Below are 22393 nucleotides of genomic sequence, written 5' to 3'. Positions count from 1 at the left end.
GCACGGCCCTCCGGCCGTTCGGGTGCGGTGCGTCACCGCGCTCGCGGATCAGACCGCGATGGCCACGTCCGTCAGGCCGCCGGCCTCGGTGACGACGACCTTGCGGTCGGCCTGGGCACCGGGGACCAGGGCGCGGAGGGTCCACTCGCCGGTCGCCGCGTAGAAGCGGAACTGACCGGTGGCCGAGGTCGGGACCTCGGCGGTGAACTCGCCGGAGCCGTCGAGGAGGCGCACGTAACCGGTGACGGGCTCGCCGTCCTTGGTCACCTGGCCCTGGATGGCCGTCTCACCGGGCTTGAGCGTGCTGACGTCGGGGCCGCCGACCTGAGCTCCACACATGTTCTCTGTCCTGTCCTAGGGGGTTCGGGGTCGCGCGACCGGATTACTTGTTGGCGCCGAGCTCGATCGGCACGCCGACGAGGGAGCCGTACTCGGTCCAGGAGCCGTCGTAGTTCTTGACGTTCGGGACCTCGAGCAGCTCGTGCAGGACGAACCAGGTCAGCGCGGAGCGCTCGCCGATGCGGCAGTAGGCGATGGTGTCCTTCGCCAGGTCGACCTGCTCGGCCTCGTAGAGGGCCTTGAGCTCGTCGTCCGACTTGAAGGTGCCGTCGTCGTTGGCGTTCTTCGACCACGGGATGTTGCGGGCGCTCGGCACGTGGCCGGGGCGCTGCGACTGCTCCTGCGGAAGGTGCGCCGGGGCGAGCAGCTTGCCGGAGAACTCGTCGGGCGAGCGGACGTCGACCAGGTTCTGGGCGCCGATCGCGGACACGACGTCGTCGCGGAAGGCGCGGATCGAGGCGTCCTGGGCCTTGGCCTTGTACTCGGTGGCCGGGCGGGTCGGGACCTCTGCGACGAGGTCGCGGGAGTCGAGCTCCCACTTCTTGCGGCCGCCGTCGAGGAGCTTGACGTCCTGGTGGCCGTAGAGCTTGAAGTACCAGTAGGCGTAGGAGGCGAACCAGTTGTTGTTGCCGCCGTAGAGGACGACCGTGGTGTCGTTCGCGATGCCCTTGGCCGAGAGGAGCTTCTCGAAGCCCTCCTGGTCGATGAAGTCGCGACGGACCGGGTCCTGCAGGTCCTTCGTCCAGTCGATGCGGATGGCGTTGCGGATGTGGTTCTTCTCGTAGGCCGAGGTGTCCTCGTCGACCTCGACGATGGCGACCTGCGGGTTGTCGAGGTTGGCCTCGACCCAGTCCGCGTCGACCAGGACGTCGCTGCGAGCCATGCTGTTCTCCTCCGGGGCAGTGTGCGGGGGTGTGCTGCGGTGGTGCGGGTGCGTGCTGCGGTACGCGTCGTCGCGTGGCGTACGGACAGCGGACGTGCGTACGGCTCTGCACAGGGCGGCCCCGACGTCGGTCGGTGGGGACTTCGGTCGACGGGCCTGGGGGATACGGGAGTCGGCGTCCCGCTCAGACCGAGCGACAGAGCATGGCGGCGACGCGGCACAGGTCTACTGCCCGCCGCTTCGTGAGATCCGCCTGTCGCTTCATGCCCTCGATCGTAGGGACGGACAGGCGGCCGTGTCACCGGTGTGTCGTATTTTGAGACGCGATCGTCCGAGATGCGAGACGTGATCACGGTACGGGTCGGCTCCGGACGCCTCCGCGCCGAGGCGTCCGCTTCGTCTTCTACGGATCGGACGGCCCCGTCTCAGCATGTGGCCGACGGGCACCGTCCGGGTCCCCGTCAGCCCTCCAGGGCGACGTCCTCGCCGCTCACGAGGACCGCCAGACCGTCCGGACGCGGCTCGACCTTCTCCACCTTCATGCCGGCGATCAGTCCGATCGGGCGGTCGAAGTCGGTGCGCGCCCGCACCAGGTCCTCCACGCCCGGAATGCCGGCACCCGGCACCTCGTCGGCGCGGACCCGGATGGTGCCGCCGTTCACGACGGTCACCGTGGACAGGACCGAACGGGTCAGGGTGCGGCCCAGGACGTTCACGCTGCCGGTGACCTTCACCTTGCCGTTCCCGCCGTAGGCGACGGTGGCCTCGTGGTCGGAGGCGGCGGTGAGGTCCGCGTACGAGATGAGGGCCGTGCCGCTCGCCGAGCCCGCCCTCGCGCCCGCCCAGTCGCCGGTCACGGTCACGTCCCGCAGGACCACGGTGAGCTCGCCGACCCGGACGTCCTTGTCGCCCGCCTTCGCCCGCACGCCGGTCGCCCGCACGTCGACCTCGTCGAACCGCTTGTCCGCGACCTGGGTGAGGAAGGGGAAGCCCTTGATGTCGACGTCGACGGAGTCGCTGGTGGCGGCCGAGAGCTTCACCCGGCTCGACGCCTCCGACTCGGCGTACGCCACGGCCAGCCGGTCGATCCCGACGAGGATCCCGCCCAGCACGACGGCCACGATCAACAGAATCCGCAGTGCTCGCATGGGCTGCGCGTCCCCCCGTAGTGGTTCCCTGAAAGTTCCGGCCCCCCGACACGAAGATCGACGTGTCGGGGGGCCGGTTGGTTCCCGTCCCCGGGACGGGCCGCAGGTCAGACCAGGGCCCGGCCCAGCAGGTAGACGGCGGGCGCGGCGGCGGTGAGCGGCAGCGCGACGCCCGCGGTCATGTGGACGAAGCGCGACGGGTAGTCGTAGCTGGCCGCCCGCAGGCCGACCAGCGCGCAGACCCCGGCACCGAGGCCGAGCAGCGCCCCGGAGGCGCCCAGGCCGGTGAGGCCGCCGGCCGCGATCCCGGCGCCCGCCGAGGCGAGCAGGGCCACGACCAGGGAGACCGGTCCGGGCAGCGGCAGCGCCCGGGCGAGGACGGCGGCGGCGACCGCGATCCCGCCGACGACCACGGCGTCCGGGGCGGCGCCGAGGTGCCCGGTGGCGACGACGGTCAGGGCGGCGGAGGCGATGGTGGCCATCAGGCCGTACATGCGCTCGTCGGGGTCGGCGTGGCTGCGCAGCTGGAGGACGAGGCAGAGCAGCACCCAGACGCCGAGGGTGCCCAGGATCGCGGCGGCCGCGTGCTCCCGGCCGGTGGCGAGCAGGGCGGCGTCGGCGACGAGACCGCCGAGGAAGGCGAGGGCGATGCCCTGCCGGGCGGGCCACATGCCGTTGAGCCGGAACCAGCCGGCGGCGGTGAGGCCCTGGAGCAGGACGAGCGGGACGAGGAGCCCGTACGGGCCGAGGGAGGCGCCGCCCGCGAGCAGCAGGCCGAGGACGGCGGTGAGGGCGGCGGGCCGCATGCCGGGCTCGATCACGGGCGAGCGGCCCTCGGCGCGGGCGCGCTGGGCGTCGGTGAGGCGGGTGTGCCCGGAGGTGGTGGGCGAGGAGTAGGCGGGCCCGGCGTCGGCCGCGGGGGCGGGCGGGGCCGCGGGGGCGGCCACCGGCGCGGGCTCCGGCTCGCCCACGGGCTCCGCGTAGTACGCGGCGGGCCCGCCGTGCGACGCGTACGGCTGCTCGTAAGGCTGCTCGTACGGCTGCCGGTGCGCCTCCTGGGTCCCGTGGTGGTGCGCGGGAGCCTGGGGCTGCGGCTGCGCCCGGGCGGCCTGGATCCGGTCGTACGAGACGGCCGGCTGGTACGAGGTGTCCCAGGTCTGGCCCTCCCACGTCTGGGTGACGTCGGGACCCTGTTCCTGCCCGTTCGCGTACGGGTCGTGCTGCTGCCCGCCGTAGTACTGGTCGTTGCTCATGCTCTGGGGTTCACCCTCCTGCGAACGGGGGGAGCACCTCGACCGTGCCGCCCTCGGCAAGCCGTACGGTCTCATGGCTCCGGGTCCCGACGGGGTCGCCGTCGACCAGGAACGAGCACCGCTTGAGGACCTGGACGAGCTCGCCCGGGTGCTGCGCGCGGGCCGCGTCGAGTGCCTCGGCCAGGGTTCCGGCGGTGTACGGCTCCTCGGCGACACCGGCGGCGGCCTTGGCCGCGGCCCAGTAGCGGATGGTTCCCGCTGCCATAGCGGCGCTCCCTTCGTTCGTGTGCGCGCCGCCCTCCATCATGAGCCATGCGCGCGCGGGCCGGTCCCGGCTACGCGCGCGTGAGCCAGTCCCCGAGGCGGGCGAGCAGCTTCTCGTCGGTCGCGTTCTCGGCGTGGCCCATGCCCCGCTCCAGCCAGAGCTCCGCGTCGCCCGCGGCGGCCAGCATGCGCGGGTGGTCGAGCGGGAAGTACGCGTCGCGGTCGCCGTGCACGATCAGCAGGGGGGTCGGCGCGATCAGCGGGACCGCCTCCACCGGGGACAGGGGCACGGGGTCCCAGGCCCTGCTGTCGATCCGGGTGCCGAACCCGTACCGGCCGACGAGGCGGCCCGCCGGCCGGGTGACCACCCAGTGGAGGCGGCGCATCGGGGCCGTGCCCCGGTAGTACCAGCGGGCGGGCGCGGACACGGCGGCCACCGCGTCGGCACGGGCCTCCGTCCCCCGCTCCAGGGCCGCGTGGCGCAGGACCACGGAGCCGCCCATGGAGAAGCCGAGCGTCACCACGCGCGCGTGGCCGAGCTCACGGGCCCAGCGGACGGCGGCGGACAGGTCGAGGACCTCCCGGTCGCCGACGGTGGAGCGGCCACCCGAACGGCCGTGTCCGCGGAAGGAGAAGGTGACGACGGCCGCACCCCGCTCCGCGAGGGCTCCGGCGGCGCGCCGGACCGCGGGCCGGTCGGCCGACCCGGTGAAGCCGTGGGCGAGGACGACGGCCGTATCGGTGACACTGGCCCGTGAGGGCTCGTAAACCGCCTCGATCCGGACACCGTCCTCGGTGTGCAGCATCGCGCGCCGGGGCATCCGGGGGTGGACGGAAGTGAGCGAGGAAACATCCACCATGTGAAATCGGCCCTCTGCCTCGGAACTCATGTGGGCTATTCTGCTTGCCAGAGGATCCGGGCAACGCAGCCCCCGGGTCCTTTTGTGTTTTCCGACCGTTGTTACGGATGGATGAACAAAAGCTCTCGGGGCGCGAGAGCCACACGTGAGCACACGTAGACGTCCTCGCAGGGACCGAGGAGGAACCGACGTCATGGACGAGCGAACGACGCACCACGGACCGAAGACGACCTGGGCAGGTGGCGCGCGATGAGTTCTCTGCTGCTCCTGACGAACGCCCTCCAGCCGTCGACCGAGGTGCTCCCCGCCCTCGGCCTGTTGCTGCACAACGTACGCGTGGCCCCCGCCGAGGGGCCCGCGCTCGTGGACACCCCCGGCGCGGACGTGATCCTCGTCGACGGCCGGCGCGACCTCCCGCAGGTGCGCTCGCTCTGCCAGCTGCTGCGCTCCACCGGGCCCGGCTGTCCGCTGGTCCTGGTCGTCACGGAGGGCGGTCTCGCGGCCGTCACCGCCGACTGGGGCATCGACGACGTCCTCCTCGACACGGCGGGCCCCGCCGAGGTCGAGGCGCGCCTCCGGCTCGCGACGGGCCGTCAGCAGATCGTCTCCGACGACTCCCCGATGGAGATCCGCAACGGCGACCTGTCGGTCGACGAGGCGACGTACAGCGCGAAGCTGAAGGGCCGGGTCCTGGACCTGACCTTCAAGGAGTTCGAGCTGCTCAAGTACCTGGCCCAGCACCCGGGCCGGGTCTTCACGCGCGCCCAGCTCCTCCAGGAGGTGTGGGGGTACGACTACTTCGGCGGCACCCGTACGGTCGACGTCCACGTGCGGCGGCTGCGGGCCAAGCTCGGCCCCGAGCACGAGTCCCTCATCGGCACCGTCCGGAACGTCGGCTACCGCTTCGTCGCGCCCGAGAAGGTGGAGCGGGCGGCGGAGGAGGCCCGTGCCAAGGAGGGGGCCCGTGCGGGCGGCCGCGTCAAGGGCGCCACGGAGGGCCTCACCCGCCCGGAGGACAGGAACGTGGCGGATGCCACAGTGCGACCTGCCGGTAGGTAGGTCCCCCCGCGTAGACTGCCGCGCGTGGCCAAGGTGACGCGGGATGACGTAGCTCGACTGGCAGGTACTTCTACCGCGGTCGTGAGCTACGTCATTAACAACGGACCCCGGCCGGTCGCCCCGGCCACGCGCGAGCGTGTCCTCGCCGCCATCAAGGAGCTGGGCTACCGGCCCGACCGGGTGGCCCAGGCGATGGCCTCCCGCCGCACCGACCTCATAGGCATGATCGTCCCGGACGCGCGGCAGCCGTTCTTCGCCGAGATGGCGCACGCGGTCGAGCAGGCCGCCGCCGAGCGCGGGAAGATGGTCCTCGTCGGCAACTCCGACTACCGGACCGAGCGCGAGGTCCACTACCTGCGGGCCTTCCTCGGGATGCGGGTCTCCGGGCTGATCCTGGTCAGCCAGGGCATGAGCGAGCAGGCCGCGAGCGAGATCGAGGCCTGGGACGCGCGCGTGGTGCTGCTGCACGAGCGGCCCGAGGCGATCGACGACGTGGCCGTCGTGACCGACGACATCGGCGGCGCCCAGCTCGCCACCCGGCACCTCCTGGAGCACGGCCACCCGTACGTGGCGTGCCTCGGCGGCGTCCCGAACACCCCGGCCGTCGGCGACCCGGTCGCCGACCACGTCGAGGGCTGGCGGCGCGCCATGCTGGAGGCGGGCCGCTCGACCGAGGGCCGGCTCTTCGAGGCCCCGTACAACCGGTACGACGCCTATCAGGTCGCCCTGAAGCTGCTCGCCGGACCCGACAGGCCGCCGGCCATCTTCTGCTCCACCGACGACCAGGCCTTCGGCGTCCTGCGGGCCGCCCGCGAGCTGCGCATCGAGGTGCCGACGGAGCTGGCGGTCGCGGGCTTCGACGACGTGAAGGAGGCGGCGCTCACCGATCCGCCGCTGACCACGATCTCCTCGGACCGCCCCGCGATGGCCCGGGCGGCCGTGGACCTGGTCCTCGACGACTCGGTCCGCGTGTCGGGCTCGCGCCGCGAGCGCGTGAAGCTCTTCCCGTCGGCCCTGATAGTCCGCCGCTCCTGCGGCTGCCACGAGTAGAAGACCCACGGGCCCCTCTTCATACGGGACATACGGGGTTCTGTCGGGCTTCTCAGCCGCTCCTCAGACGGTTCTCATGTACGGCTCCGAGAGTCATAGCCATGACGGACTTCCAGGAGCAGCAGCCCCAGCAGCCGTACCACCCGCCGAGGCCGCCGTACGAGCCGACGCGGCCGACGCAGGGGCCGTACGAGCCGACGCAGCCGATCACCACCGGGCCGGGCACGACCGTCTGGCCCTCCGGCGGTCACGTGCCGCCACCGGTGGACCCGCCCCTCGTCGCCGCCGTCCCCGCCCCGGCCCCCTCGCCCCGCCGCCGCACCAGGCGCGGGGTCGGGCTCATGGCGGCCGTGGCCATCGCGGCCGCGGCGGTCGGCGGCGGCACGGCCACGCTGGTGCAGCAGCTCACCTCCGACGCCCCGGCGAGCGCCTCCGCCCCCGTCGTGAGCGGCACCAACGTCTCCACCGGCACCAAGGGCACGGTCGCCGGGGTCGCCGAGGCGGTCTCCCCCTCCATCGTGGAGATCTCCGCGACCTCGGGCTCCGGCAAGTCCACCGGCTCGGGCGTGATCATCACCTCCGACGGCGAGATCGTCACCAACAACCACGTGGTCTCCGGCGCCTCCTCCGTCACGGTGCAGCTCAGCGACGGCAAGACCTACCGGGCCGAGGTCGTCGGCACGGACCCCGACAAGGACCTCGCCCTGATCAAGCTCCAGGGCGCCTCCGGGCTCAAGGCCGCCTCGCTCGGCGACTCCTCGAAGACCAGGGTCGGCGACGAGGTCGTCGCGATCGGCTCCCCCGAGGGCCTGACCGGCACCGTCACCAGCGGCATCGTCTCCGCGCTCGACCGGGACGTGACCGTGGCCAAGGACGACGACGGAAGCGGCCGGGACCAGCAGCAGGGCGGGCAGCAGTGGGACCCGCGGGAGGGCTGGCCGTTCGAGTTCGGCGGGCAGCAGTTCAACGGCGACACCGGCTCGTCGAAGACCACCTACAAGGCGATCCAGACCGACGCCTCGCTCAATCCGGGGAATTCCGGCGGCGCGTTGATCAATATGAACGGCGAGATCATCGGAATCAATTCGGCCATGTATTCGCCCAGTTCTTCGGGCGGCTCCACCGCCGGGAGCGTCGGCCTCGGATTCGCGATCCCGATCGACACGGTGAAGGCCGACCTGGACGCCCTCCGCTCGGGCGGCGACAACTGAACGCATGGGACGCTGCCCCCATGACGGGACAGCCCTTGCCGGGACAGCAGCACGAAGCCGAGCGCATCCTCATCGTCGACGACGAGCCCGCCGTGCGGGAGGCCCTGCGCCGCAGCCTCGCCTTCGAGGGGTACGCGACGCGGGACGCCGTCGACGGGCTCGACGCGCTCGCCGCGATGGAGTCGTACGCCCCCGATCTCGTCGTCCTCGACGTCCAGATGCCCCGCATGGACGGGCTGACGGCGGCCCGTCGGATCCGGGCCGCCGGCTCGACCGTGCCGATCCTGATGCTCACCGCCCGCGACACGGTCGGCGACCGGGTCACCGGGCTCGACGCCGGCGCGGACGACTACCTGGTGAAGCCCTTCGAGCTGGACGAGCTGTTCGCCCGCATCCGGGCCCTGCTCCGCCGCAGCTCCTACGCCTCGGCGTCCGCCGCCCCCGCCGAGGACGACGTCCTGGCCTTCGAGGACCTGCGGATGAACCTGGCCACGCGCGAGGTGACCCGGGGCGGGCGGACCGTGGAGCTGACGCGGACCGAGTTCACGCTCCTGGAGATGTTCCTCGCGCACCCGCGCCAGGTCCTGACCCGGGAGCAGATCCTGAAGGCCGTGTGGGGCTTCGACTTCGAGCCCAGTTCCAACTCCCTGGACGTGTACGTGATGTATCTGCGGCGCAAGACCGAGGCCGGCGGCGAGCCGCGCCTCGTCCACACCGTACGGGGCGTGGGCTACGCGCTGCGCGGAGGAGGCGGGGAGTGAAGGGGCCCGTGGCCTGGTTCCGCTCCCGCCCGCTGCGGTCACGGCTCGCGCTGCTCACCGCGTTCGCCGTGGCGGTGGCGGTGGCGGCGGTGTCGGCGGCCTGCTGGTTCGTGACGCGGGCGCAGCTGGAGACCGAGCTGGACTCCTCGCTGCACAGCACCCGGCTGGACGCGAACGGCGTGAACAGGCTGCTGGCGATGTGCCGGGAGGGCACGGCACCGCCGCCGGTGGGCGGCTCGTACACGGTGCAGGTCGTCCTCGCCGACGGCGGCGTGTGCACCTCGGGCGAGGCCGCGATCCCCGCCGGGGCCGGCGACCTCGCGGTGGCGCGCGGGCAGCTGGAGTACGTCCTGCACACGGTGAAGGACGCCTCCGGGCGCGAGATGCGGGTCTACACCTACCCGCAGGACAGCCCCGCCGGGCTGTTCGGGGTCTCCCTCGCCCGTCCGCTCTCCGAGATCGACAACTCGATGTCCACGCTCCGCTGGGTGCTGCTCCTGGTCTCCGGGATCGGCGTCGTCGGCGCGGGCGCGGTCGGCCTGTGGGTCGCGCGGACCGGACTCGAACCGGTGAACCGCCTGACCGGCGCGGTCGAGCACGTCGCCGCGACCGAGGACCTGACCGTCCGCATCCCGGTGGAGGGCGAGGACGAGATCGCCCGGCTGTCCCGCTCCTTCAACGCGATGACGGCGGCGCTCGCGAGCTCCCGGGACCGGCAGGCGCAGCTCATCGCGGACGCGGGCCACGAACTGCGGACGCCCCTGACCTCCCTCCGTACGAACGTCGAGCTCCTCGCGCGCAGCGAGGAGACCGGCCGGGCGATCCCGCCGGACGACCGGCGGGCCCTGATGGCCTCGGTGAAGGCGCAGATGACGGAGCTGGCCGCGCTGATCGGCGACCTCCAGGAGCTGGCCCGCCCGGACGCGGTGCAGCCGGGGCCCCTCGGAGTGGTGCCGCTCCACACGATCCTGCGGACGGCCCTGGACCGGGCGCGGCTGCGCGGTCCGGAGCTGACCTTCGTCACGGACCTCGCGCCCTGGTACGTACGGGCCGAGACGCCGGCGCTCGAACGGGCCCTGGTGAACGTCCTGGACAACGCGGTGAAGTTCTCGCCGCCCCGGGGCACGGTCGAGGTGACCCTGATGCGGGGCGAGCTGACCGTCCGCGACCACGGGCCCGGCATCGCCCCGGACGAACTCCCGCACGTCTTCGACCGCTTCTGGCGCTCCCCGTCGGCCCGGAGCCTGCCGGGCTCGGGCCTGGGCCTGTCAATCGTGGCGCGTACGGTCGGGCAGGCGGGCGGCACGGTGTCGCTGGAGCCGGCGGAGGGCGGCGGCACGGTGGCGCGGCTGCGCCTGCCGGGGGCACCGACGCCGCCGCCGGAGCTGTGAGGGCCGGCTCCACGGGCGACCACGGCCTAAACCCCGGCTGGCCCGGCTGCCCGGGTGCCCGGGTGCCGCCCCACGCCCCGGCACGCCCGCGGGAGGCCGCCCGCTAGTTGTGCCGGAGGAGGGCCTCGACCAGCCCCGCCCGGGTGTGGGGGAAGTCCAGGGGCACGATCCCGAGGCCGACGCGTCCGGCCAGTTCCGAGCCGTCCAGGAAGCCGTGGACCCAGGGGTTGAGCCGGTCGGAGTTCCAGCGGGGCGGCAGATAGGCGGAGGTGCTGACGAAGTTCACGTAGAGCCGGCCGGGCTGGGCGACGGCGGCGCGGAAGTGGGCCTGGATCTTGGGGTACTTGGCGTCGGGCAGCGCGTTCCAGTCGTCCTGGACGGCGAAGACGGCCGGGTCCGCCCACCTCAGCCCGGGGAGGCCGCCGTTGTCGGCGAGCAGCACGACCCGGCCCCGCGCCTCGCCGAGGAGGGGCAGGGTGTCGCCGATCCGGAACAGGGAGCGCCAGCCGCGCCGGTCGAGGTAGTCGTCGAAGACGGCGCGGAAGGTGGCGTCGGACTCCTCGGAGTACTCCTGCTTGACCCGCATGAGGACGGTCTCGGAGGGGTGGGCGGCGAGGAAGTCCCGGCAGGCGACGAGGACGTCGCCGAACATCATGTTCTGGTAGGAGGCCCCGTGGTGGATGGCGAAGGACCCACCGGTCACCCGGCACCGCACGTCCAGGAACCGGACACCGCTGTCCAGCTGCTGGGCGACGGTGGTGTTCTGGCACTCGCTCCAGGGGCCGCCGAACCGGGCTCCGGAGTCGTGCGTGCCGGGGATGGTGAGCTTCTGGAGCGGGGTGGGGTCGCCGTGGGCAGCCATCCAGTCCTGGGTCCCGAGGGCGGTGGCCGCCCGGGCGGAAGGGGTGCCCACCAGGAGGGCGGCACCGGCTGCGGCGGCGCCCGCGAGAAAGCGTCGTCGGTCCATGGCCCGCACTATGGCAGTGTTTGACGTGCCCCTGCCAGACCCGTGCACGCACCTTCCCGGACGATCGCCCTATACGGACGTATGGCACACGCGTCTTGCGCGGGTGCGCGGTCACGGCGCCGAAGGGCGGTCCGTGAGCGGAACGAGAAAGGGGCGGTCCGTGAGCGGAACGAGAAAGGGGCGGCGCCCGCCGAAGCGGACACCACCCCTCACGCCGGGACGGTTACTGCACGACCGTGATCCGGTTCGCGGCCGGCACCTGCAGCGGGGCCGCCGCCGAGGAGTGGCCCGCCAGGTAGGCGTTGAAGACGTCCAGGTCCGAGGCGCCGACCAGCTTGTTCGTGCCGGTGGCCAGGGCGCCGAAGCCGTCGCCGCCGCCCGCGAGGAACTCGTTCATCGCGACGCGGTAGGTCTTCGCCGGGTCGATCGCCTCGCCGTTCAGCCTGATCGTGCCGTCGACGACGCGGTCCGCGCCCGTCTTCGTCATGTCGAGCGTGTAGGTGAGGCCCTTCGAGACCTGGAGGATCTTGATCGAGTTCAGGTTCGAACCGCTGACCTGCTGCTTCAGCGCGGTGATCAGGTTCGCGCCGGACAGGTCGACCACGTTCATCATGTTGGTGAAGGGCTGCACGGTGAAGGACTCGCCGTACGTCACCACCCCGTCGCCCTCGGCGCCGGACGCCTTGTAGACGAGGTCGGAGCGGATGCCGCCCGGGTTCATCAGGGCCAGCTGCGCGCCGCCCTTGTCCGCCGGGGCCAGGCCCTCCAGCTGCGCGTCGGCGATCAGGTCGCCGAGCGGCTTCTCGTACGCCGTGGAGCCGCGGCCGTTGATGTCGGCGGCGATGAAGCCCTGCGGACGGTTCGCGACCGGGGCGGCGAGCGTGCGCCAGTCCTCGATCAGCTTCGTCATGTCCGCGGCCTTCGGCACGTCGCGCGAGACGACGTGGTTGGCGGAGGCGACCGCCGTGCGCACGATGTCCTTGGTGGCGCGGTCGTACGTCAGCGTCGTGTCGGTGTACAGCTTGCCGAACGAGGAGGCCGAGGTGACCAGACGCGGCTTGCCGGACGGGTCCGGGATGCTGCACACGTACGCCTGGTGCGTGTGGCCGGTGACCAGCGCGTCGACCTGCGGCGAGACGTTCTTGGCGATGTCGACGATCGCGCCGGACACGCCCTCGCCGTCACCGTCGCCGTCACCGTCGCAGTCGTAGTTCACGGACTGCGAGGCCGGCATGCCGCCCTCGTGGACCAGGGCGACGATGGACTTGACGCCCTTGCGCTCCAGGATCTTCGTGTACTTGTTGATCGTCTCGACCTCGTCGCCGAACTTCAGGCCCTTGACGCCCTCGGCGGTGACGACGTTCGGGGTGCCCTCCAGGGTCACGCCGATGAAACCGATCCTGACGCCGTCCTTCTCCCAGATGTAGTACGGGTCGAGCAGCGGCCTGCCGGTCTTCTCCACCGTCACGTTCGCCGTGAGGTACGGGAAGTCGGCGCCCTGGAACCGCTTGCCGTCGACGAAACAGCCGGCGGTCGGGTGACAGCCGCCGTTCTGCATCCGGGCCAGCTCGCGCGCGCCCTCGTCGAACTCGTGGTTGCCGACCGAGGTGACGTCCAGGTCCAGCTTGTTCAGGGCCTCGATCGTCGGCTCGTCGTGGAAGAGACCGGACAGCAGCGGCGAGGCGCCGATCATGTCGCCGGCCGCGGCCGTGATGGAGTAACGGTTCCCCTGACGGGCCTGGCGCAGGTGCGTGGCCATGTACTCCACACCACCGGCGTCGACCTTCTCCGTCGTCCCGTCCGGCTTGGTCCGGGTGACCTGCCCGGACGAACCGGCCGGCGGCTCCAGGTTGCCGTGCAGGTCGTTGAAGGACAGCAGCTGGACGTCGACCATCCGGCCCCATCCCTTGCCGTTCGTCCCCGGCCCCGCGGCGGACGGGTCCCCGGCCGCCCCGGCCGACGGCATCGTGGCGACGAGCGCCCCGACGGTCGCGATCCCCGCGCCGGCGGCGAGAATTCGCCGTACGGTCTTGTTCTTCCTCTGTGTCGCTGCCATCTCTCCCCTAGGCCCCTTGCCCCGTTTCGCGGCGTTGATCTGCTCCCCCGTTGCGCGTGCAGCCTAGAGTCAACGCGCGTAGCGCAACAGGGGGGAGTGGGTTACAAGACAGTTGCCCTTGGCTGACGAAGTGTCGCCGTAGGCTCGTAGCCATGACTTCCGACACGGCGCCGGCCCTCGAACCGGGACGGCAGATCCACACGTATGACGAGCTCACGCCCGAGCAGATCCAGGACGTACTGGAGCTGCTCGAGGCCGCCGACCAGGCCGACGGCATGCACGCCGTGTCCGAGCAGGGACGGCTCTACCTGCGCCACGGCAGGCGGGAGGGCGTGCGTCACTTCCTCCTCACCGTCGGCCCCCGCCTCTACGGCTACGCCCAGCTGGAGGAGACCGACCCGATCGAGGCCCCGGCCGCCGAACTGGTCGTCCACCCCTCCCACCGGGGCCGCGGCCACGGCCGGGCCCTCGGCACCGAACTGCTCAACGCCTCCGGCAAGCGGCTGCGCGTCTGGGCGCACGGCGGCAAGTCGGCGGCCCGGCACCTCGCCCAGGTCCTCGGCCTGACGCTCTTCCGCGAGCTGCGCCAGCTGCGCCGCCCCCTGGTGCCGCTCGACATCCCGGAGCCGGTGCTGCCCGAGGGCGTCACCGTCCGCACCTTCACGCCCGGGCAGGACGACGCGGCCTGGCTCGCCGTCAACGCCACCGCCTTCGCCCACCACCCGGAGCAGGGCTCGCTCACCCAGCGGGACCTGGACGACCGGATGGCCGAGCCGTGGTTCGACCCGAAGGGCTTCTTCCTCGCGGAGAAGGACGGCCGGCTGGTCGGCTTCCACTGGACGAAGACGCACGCCGAGGAGCAGCTCGGCGAGGTGTACGTGGTCGGCATCCTGCCGGACGCCCAGGGCGGCGGCCTCGGCAAGGCGCTGACCGCGATCGGCCTGCGGCACCTGGCGGCGCAGGGGCTGCCGACGGCGATGCTATACGTGGACGCGGACAACAAGGCGGCGGTGCGGGTCTACGAGGGGATCGGGTTCACGACGCACGAGGTGGACCTGATGTACCGCACGGAGTCCTAAGTCCCTCCGGGAAGGGGGCGGTTGACACCGCCCCCTTCTTTGCACCACCCTTTCACTACTTGATTAGCGAAAGGGTGGTGCACGAGATCGTGGTCGAGTACCGCATCGACCGGCGCAGTGGCGTCGCCACCTACCTCCAGATCGTCCAACAGACGAAGCAGGCCCTCCGGATGGGCCTCCTGGAACCCGGCGACCGGCTGCCCACCGCACGCGAGGTCGTCGAAGCGACGGCCATCAATCCCAACACGGTCCTCAAGGCCTACCGCGAGCTCGAACGCGAAGGCCTCGTCGAGGCCCGCCGCGGCCTCGGCACCTTCGTCCGCGCCACCCTCGGCACCGGCCCCGCCGACTCGCCCCTGCGCGGCGAACTCACCGACTGGGCCCGCCGGGCACGCGCGGCCGGACTGGAGCGGGAGGACGTGGCCGCGCTCTTCACATCCGTACTGAAGGAACATTTCGAGGGGGACGAATGACCGACCCGGTCATCGAGGCCGAGGGCCTCGGCCTGCGCTACCGACGACGCGGCAGGGCCTGGGCACTGAAGGACTGCACCTTAGCCCTGCCCGCCGGCCGCGTCGCCGCCGTCGTCGGCCCCAACGGGGCGGGGAAGTCGACCCTCCTCGGCCTGACCGCTGGCCTGCTGCGCCCCACGGAGGGCCGGATCACGGCCCCCGCGAGGGACCGCCTCGCGTACGTCGCCCAGGACAAACCCCTGTACGGGCAGCTCACCGTCGCCGAGACCCTGAGAATGGGCCGCGAGCTCAATCCGGACCGCTGGGACCCGCCCGTCGCCGAGAGCATCGTCGCGGCCGGCTCCCTGCCCGCGAACGCCCGGGTCCGCTCCCTCTCCGGCGGGCAGCGCACCCGTCTCGCGCTCGCCCTCGCCCTCGGCAAGCGGCCCGAACTGCTCCTCCTGGACGAGCCGATGGCGGACCTCGACCCCCTCGCCCGGCACGAACTCATGGGTGTCCTCCTGGCCGACGCCGCCGAGCGCGGCACGACCGTCGTCATGTCCTCGCACATCCTCACCGAGCTCGAGAACGCCTGCGACCACCTGATCCTCGTGCAGGACGGCCGCATCCGCCTCGACGGCGCGATCGACGGCCTGCTCGCCGCGCACACCCTGCTGACCGGCCCGGTCGCCGACCTCGCCCCGCACACCGTCGTCGAGTCCCGCACGACGGGCCGTCAGCTCACCGCCCTCGTCCGCCGCGAGGGCCCCGTCGAAGGCCCGTGGGTGGCCACCGAACCCTCTCTGGAGGAACTCCTCCTCGCCCACCTCCGCACCACCGAAGGAGCCTCCGCATGAGCGCCCTCGCCCTCAGGGGCCCGTACTGGGTGACGTCCCGTCAGCACCGGCGGGCGCTGTGGTGGTCGCTCGCCCTCGCGGCCGTCGCGGTGACGGTCCTGGTCGCCTCACGGCTGTGGTCGGACGGCGCGGTGGACACGCTGCGGGCGGCGGGCTGCACCGCCGACGGCCTGGACGACTCCTGCTTCCAGGCCCAGACCGTCTACGTCAACGACCGGTGGTTCGCCCGGCATCTCGTCGAGTACGCCGCCCTGGGCATGCTCGTCCTGCCCGTGCTGCTCGGCGCCTTCGTCGCGGGCCCGATGCTCGCCCGTGAGCTGGAGTCCGGCACGTACCGGCTGGCGTGGACCCAGTCCGTCAGCCCGGCGCGTTGGCTCGCCGCCAAGGTCTCGGTCCCCGCCGCACTCACGGTCGCGGTCGTCTCCCTGCTGAGCCTGGTCTTCCACTGGTCCTGGTCGACGGGCCCCGCCGACGACTTCCCCACCTACTGGTACGAGCCGACCATGTTCGTCTCGTTCGGCACCGTGCCGGTGGCGCACGCCCTCCTGGGCCTCGCCCTGGGCACGGCCGCCGGCGTCCTCGCCCGGCGCACCGTCGTCGCGATGGGGGTCGCTGCCCTCGCCATCGGGGCGGCCCTGGCGGCCCTCTCCCGACTGCGCGACGACCTCTGGCCGGCCCGTACCCTGACCGGCACCGGACTGTCGGCCGAAGGCCACGCCTGGCCACTGGACCGGGGCATGCTCACGGCATCCGGTGAGCGCATCCTCTGGAAGGACTGCCTCGCCGCCCAGCCGGACACCGTCGAGCGGTGCATGACCGACCGCGGCGGGGTCACCGGGTTCCTCGACGTCCACCCCGCCTCGCACTACTGGCCCCTCCAGCTCGTCGAGACCGGCATCTGCCTCGCCCTCGCCGCCCTCGTCGCCCTCGTCGCCTTCCGGGTGCTGCGCGCCCAGCACCCGTGGCACCGACCCGGAGGGCGCCCGTAGAGGACACGCGTAGACGAAGAGGGGGGCGGGGCCGACAAGGGCCCCGCCCCCGATTCCCGTACGACATGTCGTCGTTACCGGCCATTCAGACGCGCTTGCGACGCTCACGCAATGAAGCGCTCCGTGACCGCTCTCCCCAAGGGGAGACTTCCCTCCCCCACGGCCCGCTCCGACGCGCCCGCCCACCCCTTCGCGCGGAAGAATGGGGCCATGAGCCAGCAGCCCGCCGAGGTCCCGGTCCAGCCCTCCGCCACGCCGTCCGTCCTGTCCTCCGAGACGTCGTCCACCGCGCCGTCCCTCGGTTCCATAACGGCGCACCGCGCGCACGTGGTGAACGGGGCCGTCGTGACCGACATCGATCCCGACCTGGACGCCGATCCCGACACGTACGAGGACGACGGCGCGCTCGGCGACGACCTGCCGCAGGGGCGTTTCCTCGACCGGGAACGCAGCTGGCTCGCCTTCAACGAGCGCGTCCTCGAACTCGCCGAGGACCCGACGACCCCCCTCCTCGAACGGGCGAACTTCCTCGCGATCTTCGCCTCGAACCTCGACGAGTTCTTCATGGTCCGCGTCGCGGGACTGAAGCGCCGCATCGCCACCGGCGTCGCCACCCGCTCCGCCTCCGGCCTCCAGCCCCGCGAGGTCCTCGACCTCATCTGGACCCGCTCGCGCGAGCTCATGGCCCGGCACGCCGCCTGCTACCAGCAGGACGTGGCCCCGGCCCTCGCCGACGAGGGCATCCACCTGATCCGCTGGCCCGAGCTCACGGAGAAGGAGCAGGCGCGGCTCTTCACCCTCTTCCGGCAGCAGATCTTCCCGGTCCTCACCCCGCTGGCCGTGGACCCGGCCCACCCCTTCCCGTACATCTCCGGCCTCAGCCTCAACCTCGCCGTGGTCGTGCGCAACCCGGTCAGCGGCCACCGCCACTTCGCGCGCGTGAAGGTGCCGCCGCTGCTCACCCGCTTCCTGGAGGCCTCCCCGCAGCGGTACGTCCCCCTGGAGGACGTCATCGCCGCGCACCTGGAGGAGCTGTTCCCCGGCATGGAGGTGCTCGCGCACCACATGTTCCGGGTGACCAGGAACGAGGACCTGGAGGTCGAGGAGGACGACACCGAGAACCTGCTCATGGCCCTGGAGAAGGAGCTCATGCGGCGCCGCTTCGGGCCCCCGGTGCGCCTGGAGGTCGAGGAGTCCATCGACCCGTACGTCCTCGACCTGCTGGTGCGCGAGCTGAAGGTCTCCGACGCCGAGGTCTATCCGCTGCCCGGCCCGCTCGACCTCACCGGCCTCTTCGGGATCGCCGGACAGGACCGGCCGGAGCTGAAGTACCCGAAGTTCGTCGCCGGCACCCACCGGGACCTCGCCGAGGTCGAGTCCGCGTCCGCGCCCGACGTCTTCGCCGCGCTGCGCGAACGGGACGTGCTCCTGCACCACCCGTACGACTCCTTCTCCACGTCCGTGCAGGCCTTCCTGGAGCAGGCCGCCGCCGACCCGGACGTCCTCGCGATCAAGCAGACGCTGTACCGGACCTCCGGCGACTCCCCGATAGTGGACGCCCTCATCGACGCCGCCGAGTCCGGCAAGCAGGTCCTCGTCCTCGTCGAGATCAAGGCCCGCTTCGACGAACAGGCCAACATCAAGTGGGCGCGCAAGCTGGAGGAGGCCGGCTGCCACGTCGTCTACGGCCTCGTCGGCCTGAAGACCCACTGCAAGCTGTCGCTGGTCGTACGGCAGGAGGGCGAGCTGCTCCGCCGCTACTCGCACGTCGGCACCGGCAACTACCACCCGAAGACGGCCCGGCTCTACGAGGACCTGGGCCTGCTCACCGCCGACCCGCAGGTCGGCGCCGACCTCTCCGACCTGTTCAACCGGCTCTCCGGCTACTCCCGCCGCGAGACGTACCGCCGCCTGCTCACCGCCCCCAAGTCCCTCCGGGACGGGCTGGTCTCCCGGATCACCAAGGAGATCGCGCACCACCGCGCCGGGCGGCCCGCGTACGTACGGATCAAGGTCAACTCGATGGTCGACGAGGCCGTCGTCGACGCCTGCTACCAGGCCTCCCGGGCCGGCGTCCCCGTCGACATCTGGGTCCGCGGCATCTGCGCCGTGCGCCCCGGCGTCACCGGCCTCTCGGAGAACATCCGGGTCCGCTCGATCCTCGGCCGCTTCCTGGAGCACTCCCGGGTCTTCGCCTTCGGCAACGGCGGCGAACCCGAGGTCTGGCTCGGCAGCGCCGACATGATGCACCGCAACCTGGACCGCCGGATCGAGGCCCTCGTGCGGGTCTCCGACCCGGCGCACCGGGCGGCGCTCACCCGGCTCCTGGAGACCGGGATGTCCGACACCACCTCCTCCTGGCACCTCGGCCCCGACGGGAACTGGACGCGGCACGCGACCGATCCCGAGGGCCGGCCCCTGCGGCACGTCCAGGAGATGCTCATCGACGCGCGGAGGCGCCGGCGTGCACAACCCTGACCACTCTGACCACGGCCGGGACGTCACGGCCGGCGAGGTCCTGGCCCCCTACCTGCACGCGCGGGCCGCGGACTTCCTCCGCGGCCTGCGCCTGCACACCGAGAGCGGCTCCGACACGGCCGGAGCGGAGGAGGCCGTCCGTACGCTGCGGGGCGCGGCCCGCCGGATCGGCGGCACCCTCCACACCTTCCGGCCGCTGCTCGACACGGCCTGGGCCGACCAGCTGCGCACCGAGCTCGCCTGGCTCTCCGGCACGCTGGCCCTGGAGCAGGCCTGCACCTCCCGGCTCGTCCGGCTGGTGGACGCGCTGTCCCGCCTGTCGCACGGCAGCGGGCCGGTGCCGGCGGCCCGGGGCGCGGAGGGCGCCGGCCTCACGGTCGGCGCCGCCCGGGCCGGCGCGCTCCTCGAACGCCAGCTGACCCTGGCCCGTACGCGCGCCCACTCCGCCTCCCTCCAGGCGCTCGGGTCCGCCCGCTTCCACGCGATCGCCGACGCCGTCGCCCTGCTCGCCTCCGAGGTGCCGCTCGGGCCCGTCGGCGAGGCCCCCGCCGTCGAGGTCCTCGACGGCCCGGCCGAGCTCGCCGAACGCCGCCTCCTCGACGCGGTCGCCGCGCTCCCCCTCTCCCGGGCGGCGCACCCGTACAACGCGGACGCCCTCGCCCTCGCCGCCGGTGAGAGCCAGGACGCGCCCTGGCACCAGACCCGGCTCCTGCTGCGCCTGCACCGGTACGCCACCGAGGCCCTGCACACCGGCGGCGAACCGGACTCCGTCCTGTACGAGGCCGCCCGCGCCCTCGACCGGCACCGCGACGCCGCCGAGGCCGCGACGGCCGCCGCCACCGCCGCCCGCACCCCGCGCATCGCCCCGGCGACCGCCTACGCCCTGGGCGTCCTCCACGCCGACCAGCGCCACGAGGTCGAGGCCGCGCGCTTCGCCTTCCAGCGCGCCTGGCGCAGAACGACGGCCCCGGTCCCATGAGCACCCTCGAACCCATCCTGGCGGCGGGCTGCGTCCTGTGGCGCCCGGCGATTTCCGGCCACGGCATCGAGATCGCCCTCGTCCACCGGCCGAAGTGGGACGACTGGTCGCACCCGAAGGGCAAGCGGAAACGCGGCGAGACCGCGGAGGCGTGCGCGATGCGGGAGGTCCTGGAGGAGACGGGCCGCCGCTGCGAGCTCGGCCCCCGCCTGCCGACGGTCCGCTACACGGTGGACGGCCGGCCCAAGGAGGTCGTGTACTGGTCGGCCCGCGCCCTGGACGGCGGCTTCGTCCCGACGAAGGAGATCGACGCCCTCCTCTGGCTCCCGCCCTCGGCGGCCCACCACCGCCTCACCCAACCGAGGGACCGCGCCCTCCTGGCCACAGCCCTCACCACAACCCCCCTCTGACCCCGTCCCCCGTGCGGGCCACACCCTGCGGGGCGGCGCCCCGGCCCCCCCCGTGTGGGCAATCGTCCCGCAGGGCGGGACGGGTGGGCACACGGGACGGCGCCCCTGGCGGCGCCTCCGCGTTCCGCGCCCGGACCCGCACCGACAGCGCGGCGCGCAACAGGGTGCGGGTCAGGGCGCGGGAGCCTCGGGCGCCGGCAGGGGCGCCGTTCCGTTGCGCCCACCCTCCCCCAAGCTCTCGGCTTCGCTCGAGCAGGGGGCCCCCTTCGCCCCAGCGGAACAGTTGCCCACAACGGGGTAGGCGGGAGCGCCGCCCCGGCGGGTGCGGCCCGCAGCAGGGTGGGCACCGCCCACCACAGGGGCACCGCCCGCAACGGCGCACGAGGGCGCCACCGCCCCGGCGGAACGACCGCCCGTCACCGGAGCCAAGGCCGCCGCCCGCCCAAGGGCCCCGCACCCGCGCTTCCGGCACGGTTCACTTTCCGTTCACCCTCCCCCGTCGACCGCTTCACCTGTTCTGCCTAATTTCGGCCTTACACGGTGCAAGGAGCACAAGGACGCACCGACCAACCGACACACGCCGCCGTAGAACGGTCAGGACATCACGGTCCGCGACAAGGCGGCTTCTGGAAGGAACACCCGAAAGTGAAGCTTTCGCGCAAGAACGGGCTTCGCGCCTCCGCGATCGGTGCCCTCGTCGTCTCCGGTGCGCTCGTCCTCTCGGCGTGTGGCTCGGACAACAACACGGACACCCCGACCAAGGACGGCGGCACCAAGTCCTCCTCCGCCGCCGCGTCGAACATCGCGTGCGACGGTGCCAAGGGCCAGCTCCTCGCCGCCGGCTCCAGCGCGCAGAAGAACGCCATGGACCTGTGGGTCAAGAACTTCCAGGCCGCGTGCTCCGGCGTCGAGGTCAACTACCAGGCCATCGGCTCCGGCGGCGGCATCACCAAGTTCAACCAGGGCCAGGTCACCTTCGCCGGCTCCGACTCCGCCCTCAAGGACGAAGAGGTCGCCGAGTCGCAGAAGATCTGCAAGGGCGGCAAGGGCGTCAACCTGCCGATGGTCGGCGGCCCCATCGCCATCGGCTACAAGCTGGACGGCGTGGACAACCTCGTCCTGGACGCCCCCACCCTGGCCAAGATCTTCGACACGAAGATCACCAAGTGGAACGACCCGGCGATCGCCAAGCTGAACCCGGGCGCGAAGCTCCCCGACACCACCATCCAGGCCTTCCACCGCTCGGACGAGTCGGGCACCACCCAGAACCTGGGCAAGTACCTCTCGGCCACCGCGAAGGACGCCTGGAAGTACGACCCGAAGACGAAGTCGTGGCCCGCCCCGGGCGGCCAGGCCGCCAACGGCTCCTCCGGCGTCGCCACCGCGGTCAAGGACGCCGAGGGCTCCATCGGCTACTTCGAGCTCTCCTATGCCACGGCCAACAAGATCTCCACGGTCAGCATCAACACCGGCGCCTCCGCCCCGGTCGCCGCCAGCACGGAGAACGCCTCGAAGGCCATCGCCGCCGCCAAGGTCAAGGGCACCGGCAGCGACCTGGCCCTCTCCCTCGACTACACCACCAAGGCCGAGGGCGCCTACCCGCTGACCCTCGTCACGTACGAGATCGCCTGCGACAAGGGCAACAAGGCGGAGACCCTGCCGACCCTGAAGGCGTTCCTCACCTACACCGCCAGCGAGGAGGGCCAGAAGGTCCTCGCCGACGCCGGCTACGCCCCGCTCCCGGCCGAGATCGCGGCCAAGGTCCGCGCGATCGTCCCCACCCTGTCCTGACCCCCGGCCGGGGGCGGCCCCTCACCTCCCGTGGAGGGGCCGCCCCCGGCATCCGGTGCACCGCCGCCAGGGCCCCCGTACCCCCGCAGGGGACGTACGGGACCCGCAGACCGGAG

22 protein-coding genes are annotated in these 22393 nt (G+C 72.5%); 13 read left to right on the top strand and 9 right to left on the bottom strand.

Going from position 1 to position 22393, the window contains the following annotated elements; translation table 11 throughout:
- Positions 1-48: 48 nt before the first annotated feature.
- From ACZ66Z_RS31055 to ACZ66Z_RS31025, 7 genes are all read right to left on the bottom strand, one after another.
- Positions 49-339, bottom strand: coding sequence for a DUF1416 domain-containing protein (locus ACZ66Z_RS31055; protein WP_389307668.1), 291 nt, complete (start codon positions 337-339; stop codon positions 49-51).
- 43 nt (positions 340-382) lie between these two features.
- Complete coding sequence (locus ACZ66Z_RS31050; protein WP_469938804.1) at positions 383-1222, bottom strand: sulfurtransferase; 840 nt, start codon at positions 1220-1222, stop codon at positions 383-385.
- 184 nt (positions 1223-1406) lie between these two features.
- Entirely contained in the window at positions 1407-1487 is an 81-nt protein-coding gene (locus ACZ66Z_RS31045; protein ID WP_350497993.1) for a putative leader peptide, read from the bottom strand.
- Between the two features lie 196 nt (positions 1488-1683).
- Positions 1684-2370: an LmeA family phospholipid-binding protein gene (locus tag ACZ66Z_RS31040; protein ID WP_469938803.1), complete on the bottom strand. Its 687-nt coding sequence runs from the start codon at positions 2368-2370 to the stop codon at positions 1684-1686.
- 107 nt (positions 2371-2477) lie between these two features.
- Complete coding sequence (locus ACZ66Z_RS31035) at positions 2478-3698, bottom strand: hypothetical protein (protein WP_469938801.1); 1221 nt, start codon at positions 3696-3698, stop codon at positions 2478-2480.
- A complete protein-coding gene (locus ACZ66Z_RS31030) occupies positions 3634-3888 on the bottom strand; it encodes a MoaD/ThiS family protein (RefSeq protein ID WP_469938799.1) in 255 nt (84 codons plus the stop codon). The genes ACZ66Z_RS31035 and ACZ66Z_RS31030 overlap by 65 nt, the downstream gene beginning before the upstream one ends.
- Positions 3889-3958: 70 nt before the next feature.
- Positions 3959-4777, bottom strand: coding sequence for an alpha/beta hydrolase (locus ACZ66Z_RS31025; protein WP_469938797.1), 819 nt, complete (start codon positions 4775-4777; stop codon positions 3959-3961).
- Between the two features lie 219 nt (positions 4778-4996).
- On the opposite strand from ACZ66Z_RS31025, the gene ACZ66Z_RS31020 reads away from it, so the two are divergent.
- The 5 genes from ACZ66Z_RS31020 to ACZ66Z_RS31000 all read left to right on the top strand — a co-directional run bounded on the left by ACZ66Z_RS31020 (position 4997) and on the right by ACZ66Z_RS31000 (position 10219).
- The gene (locus ACZ66Z_RS31020; RefSeq protein ID WP_469938796.1) at positions 4997-5806 is read left to right on the top strand and encodes a winged helix-turn-helix transcriptional regulator; all 810 of its coding nucleotides are present in this window, start codon (positions 4997-4999) and stop codon (positions 5804-5806) included.
- A 24-nt stretch (positions 5807-5830) separates the two neighbouring features.
- Positions 5831-6856 carry a LacI family DNA-binding transcriptional regulator gene (locus ACZ66Z_RS31015; RefSeq protein WP_356900886.1) on the top strand — a complete coding sequence of 342 codons (1026 nt, stop codon included), beginning with the start codon at positions 5831-5833 and terminating at the stop codon, positions 6854-6856.
- A 101-nt stretch (positions 6857-6957) separates the two neighbouring features.
- On the top strand, positions 6958-8067 hold the full coding sequence (locus tag ACZ66Z_RS31010; RefSeq protein WP_469938794.1) for a S1C family serine protease: 1110 nt from the start codon (positions 6958-6960) through the stop codon (positions 8065-8067).
- A 20-nt stretch (positions 8068-8087) separates the two neighbouring features.
- Entirely contained in the window at positions 8088-8828 is a 741-nt protein-coding gene (locus ACZ66Z_RS31005) for a response regulator transcription factor (protein ID WP_469938792.1), read from the top strand.
- A complete protein-coding gene (locus ACZ66Z_RS31000) occupies positions 8825-10219 on the top strand; it encodes a sensor histidine kinase (RefSeq protein ID WP_469938791.1) in 1395 nt (464 codons plus the stop codon). Before ACZ66Z_RS31005 ends, ACZ66Z_RS31000 begins: the two co-directional genes overlap by 4 nt.
- 103 nt (positions 10220-10322) lie before the next feature.
- Here the strand turns inward: ACZ66Z_RS31000 and ACZ66Z_RS30995 are convergent, their stop codons facing one another.
- A complete protein-coding gene (locus ACZ66Z_RS30995) occupies positions 10323-11186 on the bottom strand; it encodes a phosphatidylinositol-specific phospholipase C (protein WP_469938789.1) in 864 nt (287 codons plus the stop codon).
- Between the two features lie 223 nt (positions 11187-11409).
- The gene (locus tag ACZ66Z_RS30990; protein ID WP_469938787.1) at positions 11410-13242 is read right to left on the bottom strand and encodes a bifunctional metallophosphatase/5'-nucleotidase; all 1833 of its coding nucleotides are present in this window, start codon (positions 13240-13242) and stop codon (positions 11410-11412) included.
- A gap of 152 nt (positions 13243-13394) precedes the next feature.
- Between ACZ66Z_RS30990 and mshD the strand changes: the two genes are divergently transcribed.
- The 8 genes from mshD (at position 13395) to pstS (ending at position 22277) form a co-directional block, all read left to right on the top strand.
- Positions 13395-14321 (top strand): mycothiol synthase, encoded by a 927-nt coding sequence (mshD, locus tag ACZ66Z_RS30985; protein ID WP_469938786.1) that lies wholly within the window; start codon positions 13395-13397, stop codon positions 14319-14321.
- A gap of 89 nt (positions 14322-14410) precedes the next feature.
- Positions 14411-14794, top strand: coding sequence for a GntR family transcriptional regulator (locus ACZ66Z_RS30980; protein ID WP_030693659.1), 384 nt, complete (start codon positions 14411-14413; stop codon positions 14792-14794).
- Complete coding sequence (locus tag ACZ66Z_RS30975) at positions 14791-15630, top strand: ATP-binding cassette domain-containing protein (protein WP_469938784.1); 840 nt, start codon at positions 14791-14793, stop codon at positions 15628-15630. Before ACZ66Z_RS30980 ends, ACZ66Z_RS30975 begins: the two co-directional genes overlap by 4 nt.
- Entirely contained in the window at positions 15627-16619 is a 993-nt protein-coding gene (locus ACZ66Z_RS30970; protein ID WP_469938782.1) for an ABC transporter permease, read from the top strand. The genes ACZ66Z_RS30975 and ACZ66Z_RS30970 overlap by 4 nt, the downstream gene beginning before the upstream one ends.
- 210 nt (positions 16620-16829) lie before the next feature.
- The gene (locus tag ACZ66Z_RS30965; RefSeq protein ID WP_469938780.1) at positions 16830-19097 is read left to right on the top strand and encodes an RNA degradosome polyphosphate kinase; all 2268 of its coding nucleotides are present in this window, start codon (positions 16830-16832) and stop codon (positions 19095-19097) included.
- Complete coding sequence (locus ACZ66Z_RS30960) at positions 19084-20076, top strand: CHAD domain-containing protein (protein ID WP_469938778.1); 993 nt, start codon at positions 19084-19086, stop codon at positions 20074-20076. Before ACZ66Z_RS30965 ends, ACZ66Z_RS30960 begins: the two co-directional genes overlap by 14 nt.
- The gene (locus tag ACZ66Z_RS30955; RefSeq protein WP_469938776.1) at positions 20073-20486 is read left to right on the top strand and encodes an NUDIX hydrolase; all 414 of its coding nucleotides are present in this window, start codon (positions 20073-20075) and stop codon (positions 20484-20486) included. The genes ACZ66Z_RS30960 and ACZ66Z_RS30955 overlap by 4 nt, the downstream gene beginning before the upstream one ends.
- A 645-nt stretch (positions 20487-21131) precedes the next feature.
- On the top strand, positions 21132-22277 hold the full coding sequence (gene pstS, locus ACZ66Z_RS30950; RefSeq protein WP_469938775.1) for a phosphate ABC transporter substrate-binding protein PstS: 1146 nt from the start codon (positions 21132-21134) through the stop codon (positions 22275-22277).
- Positions 22278-22393 lie beyond the last annotated feature (116 nt).

It is taken from the genome of Streptomyces sp. NPDC107498 (assembly GCF_055582805.1).
This window is presented reverse-complemented; position numbering and strand designations above follow the sequence as displayed.